We start from the raw sequence: 20,017 nt of genomic DNA, 5'->3' as shown, positions 1-20,017 counted from the left end.
CACCCCGCACAGCGGGACGATGGCGTCTTTTCGCATATCTAAGCGGCTACGTCTCGCTTGCCGAAAATGAAGAACGACAGCGCCATAAACAGCGCAAAATAAGCGAGCAGCATCGTAACGGAGAAGCCGAGGGTCATTCCTTCGATCAGCGGTTTCCCTTTCAAATATTGCGTCAGATCAAGGTGGGCGAACAGCACATACTTGATCCATGGGTATTCGCGAAGCCCGTGCACGATGCTCGTTCCGACAAAGAGCAGGGCAATGGAGCCGCCGATGGCGAAGGAGCTCGACCGGAATACGGTGGAGATCATGAATCCGAACGTCGCCATCATCACGAGGGAAACGCTGTTCAGCGCATACGTTTGAAGCAGGGAACCGACCATGCTATGCTCGACAACGATGCCGTCTCTTACGTCGAGACCGGGCTGATGAAGCGCGCCGAGTCCGTAGAAGCCGATGCCGAGAAGCCAGCTTACGGCGAAAACGGTAACCAGAAGAAATAAAGCAAATCCGAGGGAGGCGATATATTTGCTCAGCAGTACTTTCCACCGTTTGGCCGGCCGGATCAGGATGAGCTTGATCGTACCTCCAGAAAACTCCCCGGCAACGTTGTCAGCCGCTACGACGATCGTAAAGATCGTGATCAGCGTGATCAAGCTTGTTCCCAGCGTGACGGGAGTCCACAGGCTGCGTTCGTTGACGGGAATGTTGTGCTTGATGGCATACCGGTCGCGGAGAATGCTTTCCTGAAGACGCTGCTTCTGTGCTTCGCCCACCCGCGCGTCGCTCATCATCTGCTCCGTCTGCTGAATGTTTGCCGCGAGCCGGGTTTTCCAGTCCCGTTGATCAAGCGGCTTATCCATAAATTGGACGGTGGACAGGAGCGTCATAAATACGATCAAGCTCGCGGCCATCACCCAGGTTCGCCATCGGCGGAAAATTTTCATCGATTCGTTCTGCACCAAAGGCATCAGCCTAAGCATGCCGCTCCCCTCCCGTCAGCTCCAAAAATTGTTCCTCCAGCGTCCGGCCCGAACTGCGGACGCCGTACACTTCGATGCCGGCTTGCACCAGCGTGCGCAGAGCGGAGGGGATGCCCCGTCTGGCGAGCCTGCCTTCGACAGCGCCTTCGGGCGTCCCGCCGCGTTCCGGACCGGTACACTCGAAGGCTGCCTCCGGATACGAGGAGGCGAGCAGCAACTGCGCGCTTGCCGGCTCGTTCACCTCGAACACGACGCGGAGTTTGGCGTCCGAGGGCCCGGCGGCCAGCTCCCGTACCGGACGAACGTCGATCAACTCGCCTTGGCGGATGATGGCGACCCGGTCGCACATGAGCTCCATCTCGGACAGCAGGTGGCTGGAAACGATAATCGCCAGTCCTTCCGTCCGGGCCAACTGCCGCAAATAATCGCGCAGCTCCCGGATACCGGCGGGGTCCAGACCGTTGGTCGGCTCGTCGAGGATAAGCACCTTCGGACGGTGCAGCAGCGCTTGCGCGACGCCCAGCCTTTGGCGCATCCCGAGAGAATAGGTGCGCACCTTATCGCGAATCCGCTCCTTCAAGCCCACCAGTTCAGCGACCTCGTCGATTCTGGCTTTTGTCACGCCCTCATGCATCCTCGCAAAATGCAGTAAATTGTGGTAGCCGGACAAATACTTGTACATCTCCGGATTTTCGACAATAGCCCCGACGCGCTTCATAGCGTCTTCAAACTGCCGTTTGACGCTGAGGCCGTCGATCAGCACTTCCCCGCCCGACATGCCGATGAGACCGACGATCATGCGGATGGTCGTCGTTTTCCCTGCGCCGTTCGGGCCGAGCAGACCGAATATTTCGCCGGCCCGCACCTCCAGATTGAGCCGGTTGACGATCGCCTTTCCCCGGATCGTCTTCGTAAGCCCGCGAATCTGCACTACGGGCGGCCGGTCCCTCCATGCCCCGGAACCCGTTTGTTCCGTCGGGCGCTTTTTTTCTATAGCATGTTCTGCCTGCCTGTTCAAACCGTATCCCCTCCGTACGATATCCTTCCTATCGAAGCTCAGTATAGCCGGGACATCTTAATAACTAGCGGAGGAAATTCTTAACAACATCTTAAATTCAGGGAACACTGGGAAAAGAGGGACGCAACGACGAAGAGGACCGGAGGAATCCCCCGGTCCTTACCAAGCTATATCATGATTAATTGTATACATGTATCGGAATCAGAGCGGCTGCACATGCTGGTAGGTCACAATCAGAGCAAACGTGAGCAGCAGACTTAAGAGCGCATACTTCAGTTGCTTCAGTGTGAAATTCATGAGCTTCCCTCCCTTTCCTAGCCTGTGAGATTCATTGTAGCGCAGGACAATAGGTCTTGGTGTTAAGATTTTGTAACGGCGCGTCTAGCGATCCCTTAGCCATCAGGCCGTAGATAGTCGTCATTACCCGTCCGATTGTCTGCCTGAATCATAAGGCAAGGTGAATAGTTAAGTAATTTAATTATCAGCTATTCATCATCCAAATGCAATTGAAGTAAATGGAAGAAAAGGAGACGATAGCATTGTAGACGAGAGAGAAGGAGAGAGGGAGCATGGGCTCGAGAATCATGCATTACTGCATAGGCCATCGGATTGCACAAAAGCTTTCCATCGAAGACCACAGCGATTTTTTGCTTGGCGGGCTTGCGCCGGACGGTCTTCATGAAATGAACCATACCAAAGAGGTTACCCACTTTGTCGAAAGAGAGCCAACGGGGAGACGCCGCATTAACTACCTGAGGTTTGTTGAAAAGTACAAAGAGCGGATACGGGAGCCTTTTTACTTGGGCTATTTATGTCATTTGATTGCGGATGAAGTGTGGTCGGCGGATATGTATTTTCAAAAAGTGCGGTCGTTGTCGGCGGAGGAACGGAGCGAGGTGCGGAACATGAGCTACAGAGACTTTCGGAGACTTAACGGTGTCATTATTGCGCGATATGGGCTGCAGCGGAACCCGCATCCGATTCCCGAAGTGATCATGGACGAAATCAGTGCGGAATCCGTTGCGTCATTGCTGGACGATTTGGATAAAGATTTCGATTATGACGAAACGGCAGCGCATGAGCCACTGGAGTTTCTGCGGCACGACGAGGTTTTTCACTATATCAAAGCATCGGTCAATCGGTGTATGGCCTTCCTGTTGGAGCACGTGATGGAGCCCAAAATTGGCGAGCTTCGGCCGGCCGCTAGCCCGAATCCCGCGGCAGACTGTTCCGGCTGCGGAAAGCTGTCGGACTAATGCCGTAAAAGGAGGCAAACTGCTTGGAAAAATAATGGATCGAATCGTAGCCAAGGTTGTCCGAGATGGATGTGACCGACTGCCGGCTTTCCAGCAGCAAATTGGCCGCTTTTTTCATCTTCATCCGCAGCAGGTAATCCTTCGGGGTCATCCCGGTTTCCTGCTTGAACAGCTTGTAAAAGTAGGACTTTTTCAGCCGGCATTTGCGGCACCAATCCTCGAACGAGTAGCGGCGCTCCGGATGGCGCTCCATTTCCTCCATAATTTGCAGGATGCGGTAATCGTTCGGTGCAGCGCTTTTGATGCTGTTGAACCAACGCAGCAGAAACGCGCGCATCAGCGATCCCGTGATCGCTTCCGCATAAAAAGGGGCGTCCTCCGATCTGGCGATTTGTACAAATAGTTCAATCAGGTGCGGGTGGGGGCTCAGCGACATTTTGGTCGGAAACTTGTCCAGTTCGGGGCAGGCTTCCTGCCGAGTCAACATCGACCGGTTGGGCGGATCGGGATAAAAGGCAAAGCGCGGCTCCGGAACCGGATGCCGCTCCCATAAATCGCAGTAAATGTTATAGGAATCGAGCGGAAAGCCGGGCTTATGATGAAACGAATGCACCTGTCCCGGGCGGATGAAGATCAGGGTGCCTTTTTCCACGGAATACATGACGTTGTCCACGATGACATCTCCGCGGCCGTCCAGAAACAGGTGATAAGCGAACGTATAGCCGACTCTTGTTCCTTCATGCTCGCCGCCGTTATACGTATAAGGAGCCGCCGAACGCACAAACGGAGCGATGTCTGCCAAATCCTTCATCTCGGGTTCCTCCGGGCGTCAGGTTCTCGCGAATAGCGGAATTTTGTACAAATCGATGGAAGGCCTTTCAAATACATTCCCAACGTCCTAATGATACAATAACCCCGACAAAAGAAAAAGCGCAGGAGGCTGGAAGGCGATGGAACACGCCGACTAGACCACCCGATGAATAAAGCCGCACAGCGGCTTAACTCACCTATACCAAGAAAGCGAGGTCGCCAAACGATGCGATTCCGACAAGTACACTTAGATTTCCACACCTCTGAAATGATCCCGCATATCGGGCGGAAGTTCTCCAAGCCGCAGTTCCAGGAAATGCTCAAGCGGGGGCACGTCGACTCGATTACCGTCTTCGCAAAATGCCACCACGGCTGGGCGTATTTTCCTTCCGAGACGAACGAGATTCACCCGCATCTCGACTTCGACCTGCTCGGCGCGCAGATCGAAGCGGCGCACGAGATCGGCGTGAAGACGCCAGTCTACTTGTCGGTCGGCTTCGACGAGAAGCTGGCGCGCGTCCATCCCGAGTGGCTGATGCGGGACGAGAACGACCAGACGAACTGGGTCAAAGGGTTCATGACGCCGGGGTATCACCAGTTTTGCTTGAATTCGCCTTATCTCGATCTGATGATCGGCCAGGTGGAGGAGGTCGTACGCAAGTACGATGCCGACGGGATTTTCCTCGACATCGTCGGCGTCCGCACCTGCTACTGTCATACCTGCGTAGCCATGCTGCGTCGGGAAGGAAAAGACCCCCGTGAGAAGCGGCACGTTGTCGAGCAAGGCGAGCGGATTTATGCGAATTACACGCAGCGGATTCGCGAAGCGATCCATGCGATCAAGCCGGAGATGCCGATATTCCATAACGCGGGGCATATCTCGCAGGGACGCCGGGACTTGGCGGCGATGAATACGCACCTGGAGCTGGAATCGCTGCCGACCGGCGGGTGGGGCTACGATCATTTTCCGCTGTCGGCCCGCTATGTGCAGCCGCTCGGCATGGATTTCCTCGGCATGACCGGCAAGTTCCACACGTTCTGGGGCGAGTTCGGCGGCTACAAGCATCCGAATGCGCTGCGCTACGAAACGGCGCTCAGCTTGGCGAACGGGGCTCGCTGCTCCATCGGCGATCAATTGCATCCCGAAGGGCTGATGGACCCGGCCACTTACGAGCTGATCGGCCAAGCGTATGCCGAGGTCGAGCGGAAGGAAGCGTGGTGCGCGGACACGACGGCGATCGCTGATATCGGGCTGCTGTCCGTCGAATCGGTCGGCGTGGACAAAATGGGCGGCGCAATGTTCACGGGCAATTCCGATGCCGGGGCGGTACGGATGCTGCTAGAAGGCAAATTTTTGTTCGACGTGATCGATCCGGACGCTGATTTCGACCAATACAAAGTCATTATACTGCCGGATTACGTGCTGATCTCGGACCGGCTGCGCGTGAAGCTGGAGCAATTTCTCCGGCAGGGCGGGAAGCTGCTCGCTTCGGGCAAGTCCGGCCTGGATGCGGAGGAGCGCGAGTTCGCCATCGATTTCGGCGTGCGGCGGGTCGGCGAGAATCCGTTCAAGCCGGATTATTTCCGCCCGAAGTTTCCGCTGCGTAGCCTTGGCGAGGCTTCGTTCGTCATGTACGCCGCGGGGCAGAAGATCGCTTTGGATGGCGGAACCGAGCTGGGGCGGCGCGAAGATCCTTATTTTAACCGGGAAGTATTCACGTTCTCGTCGCACCAGCATACGCCCAGCTCGATGAACGACGGCGGCCCGGGAATGGTGGAGGGCGCCAGCGGCATTTACATCGCTTGGAACGTCTTTGAGGACTACGCGACGAAGGGCAGCCTTTTCCTGAAGGAAACCGTGCTCTACGCGCTGGACCGGCTGCTGCCGCACAAGACGCTGACAACGAGCCTGCCCGCCCAAGGGGTCGTCACCCTGCAGGAGCAGCAGGTCGAGCGCCGTCTCGTGAACCATCTGCTGTACGCGGTGCCGGTCAAGCGCGGGGACGGCGTCGAGATCATCGAAGACATCGTTCCGCTCTATAACATCGACGTGAAGCTTCGGTTGCCGGGACGGCGGGTGAAGGGCGTGTATCTGGCCCCGCAAGGGACGCCGCTCGATTACAGACCGGGCGCCGAAGGCATCGAGTACACGCTGCCCGAGCTCGAATGCCATCAGATGGTCGTCATCGATCTGCAAGACTAAGACAACTTCAACGTTTTACCAATCCGGAGGTGTTCCAATGCACCTCCGTTTTGTCCTATAATGAAACTCTGATAGCGCTTACTGCGGAAGAGGTGACGGGGCTTGCTGACAGCTATGAAAAACCGCGTACTGGACTATTATTACTCGCTTTCCGTCAATAAAAAGATCACGCGCTCGTTTATGACCGTCCTGTCCTTGCTGCTGATTTTGCTGTCCGTTTTTACGTACCGTGTCTCGTCCGCTATACTGATCGACAAAGCGATCGAGAATACGGAGCAAAATTTGCGGCTGGTCTCGGAGAAGCTGGAGATCATCCTCGACAACTCGGAAAACTACTCCAAAATCGCGATTACGAACAACAGCGTACAGCGCTACCTGAGCGCCCCGCCCACCTCCGACCCGCTGGAAAATTACAACCGTTCGGTTGAGGTTTCGAACGCCCTCGCCGATATCGTCGATGCCAAGACGTTCGTCGACGCTATGCTCATCTACGACCGCAACGGCCACCTGTATGATTCCGGAGGGCTCAAGAACGTCCGGAACGTCAATGACGAATATGTCCGGGCATTCTCAGGTTCGACTTACGGACCCGTATGGAAGGATACGGCCAAAAGCAACTACGAGAAGGAAGGGGGGACTCACCCTGTCGTCTCGCTCCTTCAAAAATTCAACACCGCCAAGGACGGGAGTCCCCTTGGAGTGATCCAGCTTTCCATCGACGAGCGGTACATCGCCGATCAATACGCCCATATCAATATTGGGCACAGCGGCGAAATTTTTATCGTCAACAAGCAGGGTACAATCGCTTCGCACAGCGACAAAAGCCGGCTTTACGCTTCCATCGGCCAGGAGCCTTATTATTCCTGGGTGATCGGGCATGAGGGTGGCCGGACGTTCAGCTTGAACGGCGAGGACAATCTGGTCGTGGCCCGCACCTATCCGCGCTTGAACTGGATTATTGTGGGAATCGTACCGATTAAGGAGATTACCCGCGATAATCAGATTTTGATGGAAAAAACCTTTTATTTAAGCCTCATTTTCGTCGTTTCGGCCATCATCCTGACCATTCTTATCGCCAGATCGATTACGAGGCCGCTGAACCAGATCAAGAAAACGGTCAAAAGCGTGCAGGAGGGCAACCTCGACGTCTGGCTCGAACTGAAGGAGCGCGACGAGATTGGCGCCTTGGCCAGAGAGTTTAACAAAATGGTCGTCCGCACCAAAACGCTCATGGAAAACATGGTGGAAGAGCAGAAGAAGAAAAAAGAGTACGAGCTCGCCGTCATGCAGTCGCAAATTAATCCGCACTTTTTGTATAACACGCTGGAGAGCATTTGCGCGCTTGCCGATTTGAAGCGGAATGCCGATATCGTGAACATTGTGAACCAGCTGGCGCTGTTTTACCGGGGCGTGCTCAGCAAGGGCAGTCACATCATCACCATGGAAGATGAAATCATCATTACGCAAACGTACTTGGAAATCTTGAAGGTGCGTTACGGCGACCGGCTCGATTCCCGTTTCGAGATTGACGACAACGTGTACAAGTACTCGACGATCAAGCTGCTGCTGCAGCCGATTGTGGAAAATTCGATCAATCACGGGCTCCGAAACAAACGGGGAAGAGGACTGATCCGCATCCAAGCGCATGTTCTGGACGGCAAGGTGCAGATCGAGGTAAGCGATAACGGTGTCGGCATCACGCCGCAGCGGCTGCGGCAAATTTTGAAGCCGGACCCCGGGCATTACCGGACAAAAAGCTTCGGGCTGAAGAGCACCGACGAGCGAATCAAGCTTTATTTCGGTCCCGAATACGGGCTGGAGATCGACAGCGTGCCCGGGGAAGGAACGACCGTCCGCATAACACTGCCGGCGATCGAGAACGGGGGGATACCGCATGATTCAAGCGATGATCGTCGATGACGAATATTTGATCCGGGAACGGCTGAAGGTCGGCGTCGACTGGCAGGAGCTCGGTTTCGAGATCGCCGGGGAGGCCGAGAACGGGGAGGAGGCGCTGCTGCTGCTTGAGCATGCGCCGGTCCGGCTGGCGATCGTCGACATTAACATGCCGATCGTGGACGGCCTGGCGTTCGCAAAGGCGGCGCAGCACCGGTTTCCCGAGCTTCGCATCATCATCCTTACCGGCTACGGGAGCTTCGACTATGCAAGAACGGCTTTGCAGGCAGGCGTGTCCGATTACTTGCTGAAGCCGGTCAACATGGAGGAGCTGACGCAGGTATTAACCGTGATGTCGGCCAAGATTCGGGAGGACATGGCACGGCATTCGCAGCAGGAGGATTTCAGGCAGAGCGTCCGGGAAAGCAATACGATTTTGCGCCGGACCTTCATCCAAAGCTTGCTGGATGGCACCGGACCCGGGGGGTCCGACCACAGCCCGGACAAATGGCGGCAGTTTTGCCCGAATCTGCGGAACGATGCGCTGCTTGTCATGGTGTTCTCCATTGACAAATCTCCGGGAGACGGGAAGGAGCAGCCGCCCTGGAAGCGGTTCGCCGTATTCAATATCGTCGGCGAGCTGTTCGGCGGGCTTCGGGCGTGTGAGCTGACGCTGGATGACGACGACCGGACGGTGCTGCTGGTGCATCCGCATGATGGCGGCAGCCGGGAGAAGGAGTGGCTGGAGCGGCGGGGAGCGGAAGCGGTGGAAGCGGTACGACGGTTCTTGAAGTTTACCGTGACGGCCGGCATCGGCCATATTGCGCAAGGCCCCGGCGGCATTCCACAGTCGTATAAGGAGGCGGTTCTGGCGTGCAAGCATCGTACTGTCCTCGGCGGCGACCGGGTGATCCCGTTCGAGTGCTTGCCGAAGCCCGCGTTGAAAGCGGACCTGTCCTTTATCCGGGAGACGCTGATGGTCCAGCTCAGGCTGGGCAACAAGGCGGCGGTGGAGCACGAGCTGCGCCAATGGCTGGAGGGGATCGTGCGGCAAAAGCTGTCTTTGGATACGCTGTACATGACCGTCTACGAGCTTGTGGCGACGCTGAATCTGTACGCCGCGGAGAGCAAGCTGGATATGACGTTTTACGGGGGCGATACGTTCAATCCGGTGCGGCTGGTCGACGAGCTGGAGCGGATGGAGGAGATCGCGGACTGGGCGGCGGCGCTGTTCGGCCGGGTGCTAGAGCAGACGCACAGCTTGAAGCAGTCGACGCCGGCCAAGCTCGTGGATAAGGCCAAGCAGTTTATCGACGGGCAATATGCCGACCCGGACCTCGACTTGAACGCGATTGCCAAAAGCATTTTCGTTCATCCGAGCTACTTGAGCCGTATTTTCAAGAACGAAACCGGTTATTCCGTTGTGGAATACATGACGAGGAGGCGGCTCAACAAGGCCAAGGAAATGATGGAGAACGGATGCAAAAATTTGCTGTTCGTCTCCGAATCCGTCGGCTACAACGACCCGCATTACTTCAGCAAATGCTTTAAAAAGCATTTCAGCGTGCCGCCTTCCCGGTTTACCGGCAGCGATTCCCGCGAATGATTTTATCGAAGACGGCCCCATTGTGCCGCTGTGCGAACGGGTGCGGTCTTTTTTTGCATGGAATGTTCACGGAATGTTAAAAATATTCCCGGTGGCGTAAAGATATTGCATTCATGCGGTGCGCGGCGCCCTTTATAATGACACTATGTCGAACAGACAAACAGCAGTTGAGATCAAAACATAAAATGGGGAGGTTGCTTAACACATGAAAAAAAGAGCGCTTACACTGGGGCTGGCATCGCTGTTCGCCGCTTCAAGCCTGCTGGCCGGCTGCGGTTCGAATGACGCCGCTCAAGGCAATGCCGGTTCCAAGGGCGACAGCAAAGGCGGCGACAAAGTCAGCATCCGCATCTTGACGCGTATCTCCGGTACCGATCCGAAGTCCGTGGCGTTCCAAAACCTGCTCAAGCAATTTATGGAGAAGAACCCGGATATTACGGTAGTCGACGAATCGTTGAACGACGAGGCCGCCTTCAACAATAAATTCAAAACGGCCGTGGCGACGGGCAGCGTCCCGGAAATTTGGATGAACTACGGCGGAGTGGCATTTAAAGACTACGCCAAAAATATCGCGATGGACCTCGATCCCGTCCTGAAAGAAGATAAAGCGTGGGCCGACTCGTTCCTGCCGCTGTTCGACACATGGAAATACAAAGACCTGCCCGGAACGTACGGCGTGCCGAACGAGTTCTATAGCGTCGCGATTTACTATAACAAAGAGCTGTTCCAAAAAATCGGCGCCGAGCCGCCGAAAACGATCGAGGACTTCGAGGCGGTCGCCGACAAATTCAAAGCGATCGATGTTGTGCCGATGGCGATGGCCGACAAAGACAACTTCCGCGGAGGCCACTTGCTGACGAATCTGGCGCTGAAAAAATACGGCTTCCAGAAAACGGAAGACTTAATGAGCGGCAAAGCGAAGTGGAACGATCCCGATATGGTTTCCTTGCTGCAAACGATGAAAAACTGGCAGGACAAAGGCATTTTCGGCAAAAACATGGTCACGACCGACGGCAACGCGATTACAAGCATGTTCCTCGGCGGCAAGAGCGCGATGATGTTCGAAGGCGTCTGGGCGATTTCCTCCATCGCCGCTTCTCCCATCGCCGACAAAATCGGAGTTATTCCGTTCCCGGGCTACAAAGACAAGCCGGAATTCAAGGACAACTGGTTCGGCGGTGCAGGGGGTTACTCCGTCTCCAAGGATGTCACAGGCGCGAAAAAAGACGCTACGATCAAGCTGCTGAAGTTCCTGACCTCCGTCGATGCATTCAAGTATTTCCTCACGGAAACGAAGGGCGGCGTCTATCCGGTCAAAATGGATTCGGGCTCGGCTCCGGTCGATCCGGTCACCGCAGAGTACGTTAAGGCGCAAAGCACCGCCAAAGACTTCAAAGGCGAGATCGAGGAGTATAGCCCGATCATGCAGCTGCAGGACAAGGTGCGCAACGAAGTCCAAGGCATGTTCGCCGGCAACCCTCCGCAAAAAACGGCGGATACGATTCAGAGCTTTGTCGAATCGAATAAGAAGTAGGCGGCGGAAAACCAACTTCGCATTGTTTTGATTCTCCGTCATAGTCCGGTGGGGTATATCCCTCCAGCCACTCTTGAACCCCGCGAAAGTTTTGATTAAAAGTAGAGGTGTTTTCGCGGGGTTCAAAGGCGGACGTTGCACTCTTCCGGGATATACCCCACCTACTATTATTGGAGAATTGCTGAACCACAAAAGCTAGTTTTCCTCGCGGAAAAGTAAAGTAATTATGAAAAAGCCAGCTTTCCGATGGAAAGCTTGAGGCTGTTAAGAAAGTGGCTTTGACAAGAATAGAGATACATGCGGAGATGGGGTATCTACTGGAGGAGCGATAGCGTTCGCCTTTGTCTGCGGGAAATATCCGCTGCTAAGCAGCTTCCAATTAAGATTTCCTGCAGACCCGGGGTCCCCGCAAAGTACTCGGACTAAGCTCCCCTGTTTCAACTTCACTTTGCGGGGTGGAGCAGCGACCGGAAGTAGATACCCCGTCCCCTCATAACCTCTATTACCTGTTTTTCCATCTTTCTTGACAAGCTCCGGCTTTCCTACGGAAAGCTCTGAGGAGGGGAACAACATGGTCGGCCGAAAGCCTTATTTGATTGCAGCCGTTTTTTTGCTGCCGGCGCTCTTGTTATATACGCTGGCGTTCATCGTGCCGATCTTTCAGACGGCTTACATGTCCTTTTTTAGCTGGAACGGCATCAAGAACGTTGCCTTGGAATATGTCGGGCTGCAAAACTACATCGCGATGTTTCAAAAGCCTGAATTTTACCGTTCGCTCAAAAATATTGGCGTGTTTATCCTAGCCTCGTTCGTGCTGATCTTGCCGATCGCTTTCGCTCTAGCGCATATCGTCACCAGCAAGATGAAGGGAAGACGCTTTTTCAAAATTGCCTTCTTTATGCCTTCCGTGCTCCCGCTCACGGCTGTCGGCTTGATGTGGCAGTTTTTGCTCAAAGGGGAGGGCGGCCTCGTCAACATGGTGCTTTCTGCGATCGGCGCAAGCTCGCTGACCCACGATTGGCTCGGCGAACCGGCCATTGCGATCTATGTCGTTGTGGTGGTCAACGCCTGGATTTACTGCGGGCTGAACATGATCATTTTCGCCAGCGGTATGGTCGCGATTCCGGAGCAATTGTACGAGGCGGCGGCCATGGACGGAGCGGTTGGTTTTAAACGGCTCTGGTACATTACCGTGCCGATGATGAAGGAGACGCTGAAAATTTTCTCGATCCTTGCCGTGACGCAATCGCTTCGCGTGTTCGGGCAAATTTTCGTCATGACCGGCGGAGGACCGAACGGCGCCACGGATGTGCCTACCACGCTGCTCTATTACGAGTCCTTTAAATACAACAACTTCGGGATGGGCAACGCTATCGGCACCTTTATTATCGTGGCGGCACTCTTATCCACGATCATACTTAACAAGCTGATGAACACGAAGACGATGAAATAAAGGCAGGTGAAATGGAACATGACGCTTCGCTCGTATAAAATTCCGGCATACTTGTTTTCTACGCTTTGCGCGGTAATTTTTATGTATCCGTTGTTTTTTTCGGTGATTTCTTCGCTCAAGGACAATCTGGAAATATACAATAACGTCTTTTCGCTGCCCGAGGTATGGCGCTGGAGCAACTACAAGCTCGCTTTTGTCACCGCACACATTGATAAAGCCGTATGGAACTCCTTCATTTACGCGATCGCAGGCACGCTTTTGACCTTGGTCTTGGGAACCATGGCGTCGTTTATCTTGACCCGGATCTCGCTGAGGTGGAACGGCGCCTTATATATTTATTTCATCATGGGGCTGATGATCCCCGTCTATTCTCTCGTCATTCCGATTTCCCGGATGATCGGCTCGTTCAACGGCTTTAACAACTATTTCGTCATGATCGTGCTGTACGCGACATTTCAACTGCCGCTCACGATATTTTTAATTACCGGCTTTATGAAAGGAATTAACAAGGAAATCGACGAATCGGCGGTCATGGACGGCTGCGGCCCGGCGACGCTGCTGTTTCGGATCTTGACGCCTCTGTCTATGCCTGCCATTTCGACAGCAGGAATCCTGGCCTTTTTCGATATTTATAACGATTTGATATGGAACGTCATTATGGTCAATGACCGGAGCATGTTCAACATTTCGATGGCGCTGATGTCCTTCGTAGGGGAACGGGGCAGCTCGCAGATGGGCCCGACGTTCGCAGGCATCATTCTCACGATCATTCCGACCATTGTCATCTACTTGCTGTTTCAGGAAAAGGTCGAGTCCGGCCTGAGCGCGGGAGCCGTGAAGGAGTAGCGAAAATAGGCCGGCCTTCTCGGGAAGGGCTCCAGCGTGATCGGCTGAAAGCCCGGCAGAAGGGCTTTCAGCGCTTTGTGTTTTTAAATTACCCTACTGTACGTTTGAAAAATTTCGCAGCAGCGCGTTCTGCCCCTTCAATTGAACCGGCATCAACCGCGTTTCTCCTGTTTCCGGGTTCAAAATCCACCTTTTCGCATTCTTCAAGCTCCCGGACTTCGGCGCGGAAATAAAGGAAATTTCGTTGCGGTCCAGCGCAATCAGGTTCACGTTATTGTGATGCTCGGCAGTCGGCGGGAAAATCGTTTTGACCTTCGCGCTCGCCAGGTCCATATATTCAATCGCTCCGCCTTCCCCGTTGGCCCCGGTATAGCTGATGAAGGCAACATGGCTGCCGTCCGACGTCCAGATGGCTTTCCCGACGGCCGAACGGTCGGAAGGGGAATAGATCATTTTATTTTGACCGCTCGTCAGGTCGTAAACCCATAGGCTTGAGGCCAGCCATAGCGGAACATTTTCTCCTTTGGCATAATTGCGGTTCAACGTGGCGCTGTACACGATCCGATTCCCGTCGGGGGAAAGGACCGGTGCGGCAAACTCGACCATCAAATACCCTCCGGCGTCGTCGAGCGGAACGGGCTTCCCTCCGTACGATTGAACGATTCGATCCAGTTCGTCTTGGGTCATATAAAACTTCATCCGTTCTTCCCCGTTCTCTTCTTCCGCTCGCTTGACCAGCCGAATTCCGCCCTTGACCAAGGTCTCGACCTTTCCGCTGCCCGTATCCAACATGCTGATCTCTTGGTTGACATGAGTGGTTTGGTCGCTTTTCACAAACAAAATCCTCCGGTGATCGGGGAACCACGAGATCGTCTTGATCTCGTTCATCGCAGGGAGGTCATCGAAAAATACGTGCTGCTTGGCGCTCGTCAGCGATTGAACAACCAGATACCTGACCGTCTGCTGCTCGTTCCATTGGGTGTAGGCGGCTTTTGTCCCGTTTGGGCAGATCACCCCGAAATTGTCTGGAGTCACGTTCGGCAGCTTTAAAATCGTCTTGCTTTCTGCCTGCTCCGGATGAAAAGCGACAAGCAGGCTCCCCGTTCCGTCGGCCGTAATGCCCGCAAGCCAGCCTTTATAGTTTTGAACGCCTTTCAGACCCTGGTAGCTTGTGATCAACAGGTGCACGATCCACGAAAGACCGACAATAAGAATTAAAATTAACGCGATAATATGGAAGCGGTTTACCGTTTGCGCAGACCCCATAATTCCACCCCAGCCTGAAAATAATCGTAAACCATTCGCAAAAAAATATTACGGATTCCAGTTTTCCAACGGCACCAAAGTTCTGGAGTAAAACACGCCGTCGCTCGTGTTCCCGTGAAGATCTTTAAACACGGTCTTGTCCAGGTCGGCGATGACCTTCGCGTAGCGGCTGCCCGGGCATTGGTTCGGACCGAAATCGTTGCGCTTGATCGTCGACGCCTTGTTCTTATCCACATCCCGGATGGTGAAGTTGATGTTCATTTTGACATCGACCTTATTTTGCCCTGTTGTGCTGGAGCCGTTTCGGTAAGGCAGCGCATTTTTTCCCGACGTATTATACCAGGTGGCGTTGCCGTAGCGGCCGGAGGAATTTTGCAGCTCACCGATCGTATGCCGGGCGTACGTGTCCTTCTTGTTGCGGCCGCACTCATTCGGATTCCAGTAGCCGATCAGAATAGGGTTATTTTCCGTATCGTAGTGACGTTCTGCGGCCGCCGCATTCAAACCGTTTTTTTTCCATGGCACACAACACCTCCGACAAAAAGTTCGTTTTGTCATGTCCTGTTGTTATGTATTGAAAGGTGGCCACCCGTTCAATCGCAGAAAAGTTTTAAACCTAAATAATAGAATAAATAACTATATTTTCCTTATTCATATTAAGGCTACAGGATGAGACTCCTATTTTCAATAGCTTCGAATAAAATGGTAACTTCGAACTAGCCTGATTCGAAAAAAGATAGCTCTTGTCGTCGCAGTTTGTCGAGGGGACGAGGGAGGGAGCGCTTGGGGGAGGAAGGTTCTAAGGCAAGGGCATAGGAAAAAGCCGTCCGGCTTATGCCGTACGGCTGTGACGATTACACGAAGCGTCTTTACTTGGAAAATCCAGCGACGATATCCGCTGCTACCCGCACGAGCTCGGGATCGACCGTATCCTGCGCGCGGTTCCCGCGGCGCACGCCAGTGCCCATATGTACCTCACGTACGCCGGTATCCCGAATAAACGAGGCCAGCGATTGGAGGTTGAGCCCGCTACCTGCGAGAATGGCGATCGGATGCGACAGCTCGACGGCCTGCAGCCGGAGAATCTCGTCCCGGGCATCCAGCACGCTCGGCTTGCCGCCGGACGTCAGCACCCGGTGGATTTGCGGATATTGGGCGAGTACGTGCAGCGTGCCCTCCAGATCGTCCGTCTCGTCAATCGCCCGGTGAAAGGTGACCGACAATTCGCCGACCTCGGCCAGCAGCTTCTCGAGCAGCTCCGTATCCACCTTGCGTTCCGGCGTCAAGCAGCCGGTTACGATTCCGGCGGCGCCGAGACGCCGTACCGTCCGAATATCCGTCAGCATCGTTTCGAGGTCCCATTCGTCGTAACAGAACGAATTGCTGTGCGGGCGAATCATGACATTGACGGGAATGCTGACCGAAGCGACAACCTGTTCGATGAGTCCATAGCTTGGAGTTACGCCGCCTTCGCAGATGCCGGAAATGAGCTCGATTCGTCCCGCTCCGTTTTTTTCGGCAATAATAGCATCGGCCACGCTCGTGGCAATGACTTCCAAGATCATGTTGACAAGCTCCTTTTATATAAATTGGGAAATATGCGGACCGGAAACACAAGCGCGAATCAATCGGAACCATCGCGGGCTTTCATACGCCTAAGCTCCTTTAAGGAATAGAAGGTGCCTCTCCAATATATCCCGCCTTGTTTCAAGGTCAGCCAGACCGAGCGGGTGACGATATAGCATAACAGAACGACGCTCAGAGGCATCAGCAGCGCCTCGAATCCGCCTTCTCCGGTGATCGAGCGGATCAGCAGAAAATAGACGGCGAGCATCAGCGCGACCGACAGAGCGAAGCCCCAAGCCGCCGGGCCGGACAGAAGCAGCATGCCTGCCCAAGGGAACAGGAACAGCGCAAGCTGACCCAGCACGCCGAGAGACGCGAAGCTTAAACGGTAGCCGAAGCCCGAAAACAAGTTTTTCTCCAGACCGCGAATGGCCTCCCCGAGGCTTGTATACCATTCGACGGCAATATGCTCCGTGCCGGAGGCGAGCCGCTGCCGGAGCCGGGCTTCCTTGACCTTCCGGCCGAGCTGAAGATCGTCGTCCGGCCGCAGCGCGATGGCTTGGTGCGTGCCGATCCGTTCATACGCCTGTCTTGTGATCAGATTGAAGGCGCCGATCCCCATCCCGTGCCGGTTCTGGAAGTCGTCGTTCCCCCGCCAAGGGCGGATGTAAAGACTGAGCGTAAAAAAGAAAAATTGCACGAACGTCCGAAGCCATAAGCCTCGTACAAGCATCCGGGGGGCCAGCGTCACGTGATCGGCCTGCTGCTCCTGCAGGAAGCGGACCGCATCCTCAACCGTTTGCGGCTCGAACTGCACGTCGGCGTCCGTGAATAGCAAATATTTGCCCCGCGCCTGCAAATAGCCTTGATACAGCGCATGATTTTTGCCAAGCCAGCCGGATGGCAGCGACGTAATGTGAATGACCCGCAGCGGCACCGCGATGCCGGCCCGTCCCTCGGACCACCGCCGCAGCTCATCCAGCTTGCGTCCGGTCGTATCCTGCGACCGGTCGTTCACGGCGATGATTTCAATCCGGGGGTACGTTTGCCCGAGCAGATGCTTCACCGTTTCGACGATGGACGATTCCTCTTCTTTCGCCGCGATAATAATCGAGACGAGGGGCGCTTCGGACTCTTTGCCGTCCTGAGAAGTTCTGCCCGCTTTCCACCCCGCTTGTCCCGGCTCCGAGCGGGGAAGCTTCAGCATCCATTGCCGCGCCCGCAGCGTGTCCCACAGCATGAACAGCCAGTAGGCAAGCGCCGCTAGCGCCCATATGTCCATGACCCCCATCGGGTTGATCCCTGCCTTCCGCCGGTTCTGAGCTGTACTTGCACTCATCTTGCTTTGTCCGAATTATAGCATGTCTCGCGCGGTAGGAACAAATATTGAAAGCGGTATTCCTATGCAGTATGCTACTATATAAACAACAACGGAAAGGGGAAACGCAATGACGAACGAGCAGGCGCAGCCGTTATTCCGCAAGAAGCTGAAGGCTGCCGAGCTGCCCGATTTTTTGCGTATGATTCGAACGCGCGGCCTGACGGCGGAAGATTTGGTGTTTCTGTGCATCGGCACAGACCGCTCCACGGGCGACGCTCTCGGACCGCTGGCCGGCACGATGCTGCAGGAGGCGGGGTATCCGCATGTGGTCGGTACGCTTGCCCATCCGTTCGATGCAAGCAACATGCGGGAGCGGCTGAATGAAATTCCGCAGGGGAAAACCGTGATTGCGATCGACGCTTGTCTCGGTCAGGCCGCCTCCTTAGCCTGGTACCAGGTGTCCAACCGGCCGTTGGAGCCGGGCAAGTCGGTCGGCAAGCAGCTTCCGCACGTCGGCGACTATTCGATTGCCGGGATCGTCAATGTGGATGCCGGGCAAAAATACGCCATTCTGCAAAGCACTTCCTTATTCCGGGTCATGAACATGGCCAGAGAAGTCGTGTCGGCCATCCGCAGCGTATTCCCGCCGAAGGAAGCGGCTTGTTCCCAGATCAGGGAAGAAGCATGAAAAGACCGGCCCCCGTCCGCACGGCCATTGTGCCATGCGCCGCCGAATTCCGTCCTGAAGCAATAGAGCCGCCGCTCCGTTCTTGGAGCAGCGGCTCTTTGCCGTTTGGCGTACGTCGTATGAGATTAGGCCGTTACCTTCAATCCCACGATGCCGCCGACGATGCACAGCAGGAAGAGTACACGCAGCAGATCGCGCGGCTCGCCCAGAAAAAACATCCCCACAAGTACCGTACCTAACGCGCCGATGCCGGTCCATATCGCGTAAGCCGTGCCGATCGGCAGCGTCTTGAGCGCTTGAGACAGAAAATAAAAGCTGACAATCATCCCTACGATCGTCACGACGCTCGGCCAAAGCCGAGTCCAGCCTTGCGTATATTTTAAGCCGATCGCCCATACGACCTCCATAACCCCTGCAATCGTCAAATAAACCCATGCCATACTCATCCACTCCCCTCTAGGATGTTCTGTCTTCCGCAATACCTTTCCAGTAGATTCCCCAAACGGCTGCCAGTCGATGCTCCCAGTCGTCTGGCCGGTAATAGAACTGCTGCAGGAACGAACCGTCCAGCAGGCAATAGAACGAGGCGATCAAATCCTCGGAACGCTCGCGTCGCAGTACGCCTGAAGCCATACCCTCCTCGAAAACCTTCTGCAGCAGCCCGGTAAGCTGCTCCTCCGATGCGGTAAACCGTTCGCGCAGCACCTCCTGCAGCGCATTCGGCGGGAACAGCATCGTCCGCTTAAGAAAGGTCGAGTATTCCTCGCTCAGCAAGTAGGTGCGGCACACGTCATACAGAATCGTCCGCAGCTTTTGCTCCGTGTCGAGCCCGGTCAGCTTCTCGGTCAATTGCCGGACACGGGAGGCGTGCTCGGCCAGGCAATCGTCGTAGACGGCCAGGAACAACTCTTCCTTGCTCTTGAAATGCGCGTAGAGCGAAGGTGTCTTGATCCCGACCTCCTTGGCGATTTCCGATAGCGGCACCGCATCGTAGCTGTTCTGCGCGAAGAGCCGCAGTGCGGAGGCCTTGATTTTGTGAACTGTCATAAACAAGCACCTTCCTAACTAACGATAATTAGGTTGAATTCATTATAGACCAACATTCCTCCCGGATCAACCTACTTTTTTAAAAAAATTACACATATCCCGGTTCGTCCGAATATATAATGGGTATTACCTTTTTAACGTTCAACGGAAAGGAGCATGCACATGAGAGAAGTGAGACATATCAATCTGAGTGATTCGGACGGCCGGGTGTACTGCTGTCTGCGGAATAGAGTCGTGAAGCTGGATGATGAGCAAAAACAAAATTTTTGCAGCGGCTGCCGCATGTATGCGGGGGAAGCGAGCGGGAAAGGCGTGGAATGTGTATGGGAGGACCTTCGTCCGGTGAGCGATCCGCATGTGGTCCGCGATCCGTACGCCGAGCTGACTAGCAATCAGAAGAGGCAAATTTGGCCGACGGATCATCTGTCCACCTGCATGGTGTTTGGCGGATGAGAAAAAGAGGGATTGGAAGGAAAATGTCGAATGCTATGCAGAGAGGTCGCAAGCCTGTTTTCCTCAGGCGT

At 54.8% G+C, this 20,017-nt stretch carries 18 protein-coding genes; 9 read left to right on the top strand and 9 right to left on the bottom strand.

Annotation, left to right across the window (positions count from 1 at the left end; all coding sequences use genetic code 11):
* Positions 1-38 precede the first annotated feature (38 nt).
* Positions 39-983: an ABC transporter permease gene (locus tag QMG93_RS10410; RefSeq protein ID WP_281936062.1), complete on the bottom strand. Its 945-nt coding sequence runs from the start codon at positions 981-983 to the stop codon at positions 39-41.
* Entirely contained in the window at positions 976-1,977 is a 1,002-nt protein-coding gene (locus QMG93_RS10405) for an ABC transporter ATP-binding protein (protein WP_281936373.1), read from the bottom strand. The genes QMG93_RS10410 and QMG93_RS10405 overlap by 8 nt, the downstream gene beginning before the upstream one ends.
* Before the next feature lie 593 nt (positions 1,978-2,570).
* On the opposite strand from QMG93_RS10405, the gene QMG93_RS10400 reads away from it, so the two are divergent.
* Positions 2,571-3,257, top strand: coding sequence for a zinc dependent phospholipase C family protein (locus QMG93_RS10400; RefSeq protein WP_281936060.1), 687 nt, complete (start codon positions 2,571-2,573; stop codon positions 3,255-3,257).
* Here the strand turns inward: QMG93_RS10400 and QMG93_RS10395 are convergent.
* A complete protein-coding gene (locus QMG93_RS10395; protein WP_281936059.1) occupies positions 3,205-4,068 on the bottom strand; it encodes a helix-turn-helix domain-containing protein in 864 nt (287 codons plus the stop codon). The two genes, QMG93_RS10400 and QMG93_RS10395, sit on opposite strands and share 53 nt — an antisense overlap.
* A 225-nt stretch (positions 4,069-4,293) precedes the next feature.
* Here QMG93_RS10395 and QMG93_RS10390 point away from each other — a divergent pair, with 225 nt between their 5' ends.
* The 6 genes from QMG93_RS10390 (at position 4,294) to QMG93_RS10365 (ending at position 13,605) form a co-directional block, all read left to right on the top strand.
* Complete coding sequence (locus QMG93_RS10390) at positions 4,294-6,270, top strand: alpha-amylase family protein (RefSeq protein WP_281936058.1); 1,977 nt, start codon at positions 4,294-4,296, stop codon at positions 6,268-6,270.
* A 102-nt stretch (positions 6,271-6,372) separates the two neighbouring features.
* The gene (locus tag QMG93_RS10385; protein WP_281936055.1) at positions 6,373-8,190 is read left to right on the top strand and encodes a sensor histidine kinase; all 1,818 of its coding nucleotides are present in this window, start codon (positions 6,373-6,375) and stop codon (positions 8,188-8,190) included.
* Positions 8,165-9,772, top strand: coding sequence for a response regulator (locus tag QMG93_RS10380; protein ID WP_281936053.1), 1,608 nt, complete (start codon positions 8,165-8,167; stop codon positions 9,770-9,772). The genes QMG93_RS10385 and QMG93_RS10380 overlap by 26 nt, the downstream gene beginning before the upstream one ends.
* 205 nt (positions 9,773-9,977) lie before the next feature.
* On the top strand, positions 9,978-11,306 hold the full coding sequence (locus QMG93_RS10375) for an ABC transporter substrate-binding protein (RefSeq protein WP_281936051.1): 1,329 nt from the start codon (positions 9,978-9,980) through the stop codon (positions 11,304-11,306).
* Between the two features lie 571 nt (positions 11,307-11,877).
* Positions 11,878-12,759: a carbohydrate ABC transporter permease gene (locus tag QMG93_RS10370; RefSeq protein ID WP_216792653.1), complete on the top strand. Its 882-nt coding sequence runs from the start codon at positions 11,878-11,880 to the stop codon at positions 12,757-12,759.
* An 18-nt stretch (positions 12,760-12,777) separates the two neighbouring features.
* Entirely contained in the window at positions 12,778-13,605 is an 828-nt protein-coding gene (locus tag QMG93_RS10365) for a carbohydrate ABC transporter permease (RefSeq protein WP_281936048.1), read from the top strand.
* A 93-nt stretch (positions 13,606-13,698) separates the two neighbouring features.
* On the opposite strand, the gene QMG93_RS10360 is transcribed toward QMG93_RS10365, so the two are convergent.
* The 4 genes from QMG93_RS10360 to QMG93_RS10345 form a co-directional block, all read right to left on the bottom strand.
* Positions 13,699-14,871, bottom strand: coding sequence for a TolB family protein (locus tag QMG93_RS10360; protein ID WP_281936046.1), 1,173 nt, complete (start codon positions 14,869-14,871; stop codon positions 13,699-13,701).
* Positions 14,872-14,919: 48 nt separating this feature from the next.
* Positions 14,920-15,396 (bottom strand): hypothetical protein, encoded by a 477-nt coding sequence (locus tag QMG93_RS10355; RefSeq protein WP_281936045.1) that lies wholly within the window; start codon positions 15,394-15,396, stop codon positions 14,920-14,922.
* Between the two features lie 344 nt (positions 15,397-15,740).
* Positions 15,741-16,436 (bottom strand): copper homeostasis protein CutC, encoded by a 696-nt coding sequence (locus tag QMG93_RS10350; RefSeq protein WP_281936044.1) that lies wholly within the window; start codon positions 16,434-16,436, stop codon positions 15,741-15,743.
* 59 nt (positions 16,437-16,495) lie between these two features.
* Positions 16,496-17,728, bottom strand: coding sequence for a glycosyltransferase (locus QMG93_RS10345; protein WP_413789282.1), 1,233 nt, complete (start codon positions 17,726-17,728; stop codon positions 16,496-16,498).
* A gap of 157 nt (positions 17,729-17,885) precedes the next feature.
* On the opposite strand from QMG93_RS10345, the gene yyaC reads away from it, so the two are divergent.
* Complete coding sequence (yyaC, locus tag QMG93_RS10340; protein ID WP_281936042.1) at positions 17,886-18,446, top strand: spore protease YyaC; 561 nt, start codon at positions 17,886-17,888, stop codon at positions 18,444-18,446.
* A gap of 125 nt (positions 18,447-18,571) precedes the next feature.
* Here the strand turns inward: yyaC and sugE are convergent, their stop codons facing one another.
* Positions 18,572-18,886, bottom strand: coding sequence for a quaternary ammonium compound efflux SMR transporter SugE (gene sugE, locus QMG93_RS10335; protein WP_281936370.1), 315 nt, complete (start codon positions 18,884-18,886; stop codon positions 18,572-18,574).
* 16 nt (positions 18,887-18,902) lie between these two features.
* Entirely contained in the window at positions 18,903-19,493 is a 591-nt protein-coding gene (locus QMG93_RS10330) for a TetR/AcrR family transcriptional regulator (protein ID WP_281936041.1), read from the bottom strand.
* A 162-nt stretch (positions 19,494-19,655) separates the two neighbouring features.
* On the opposite strand from QMG93_RS10330, the gene QMG93_RS10325 reads away from it, so the two are divergent.
* The gene (locus tag QMG93_RS10325) at positions 19,656-19,946 is read left to right on the top strand and encodes a hypothetical protein (RefSeq protein ID WP_281936040.1); all 291 of its coding nucleotides are present in this window, start codon (positions 19,656-19,658) and stop codon (positions 19,944-19,946) included.
* Positions 19,947-20,017: the final 71 nt, after the last annotated feature.

Source organism: Paenibacillus tyrphae, assembly GCF_027925525.1.
Lineage (GTDB): Bacteria > Bacillota > Bacilli > Paenibacillales > NBRC-103111 > Paenibacillus_G > Paenibacillus_G tyrfis_B.
This window is presented reverse-complemented; position numbering and strand designations above follow the sequence as displayed.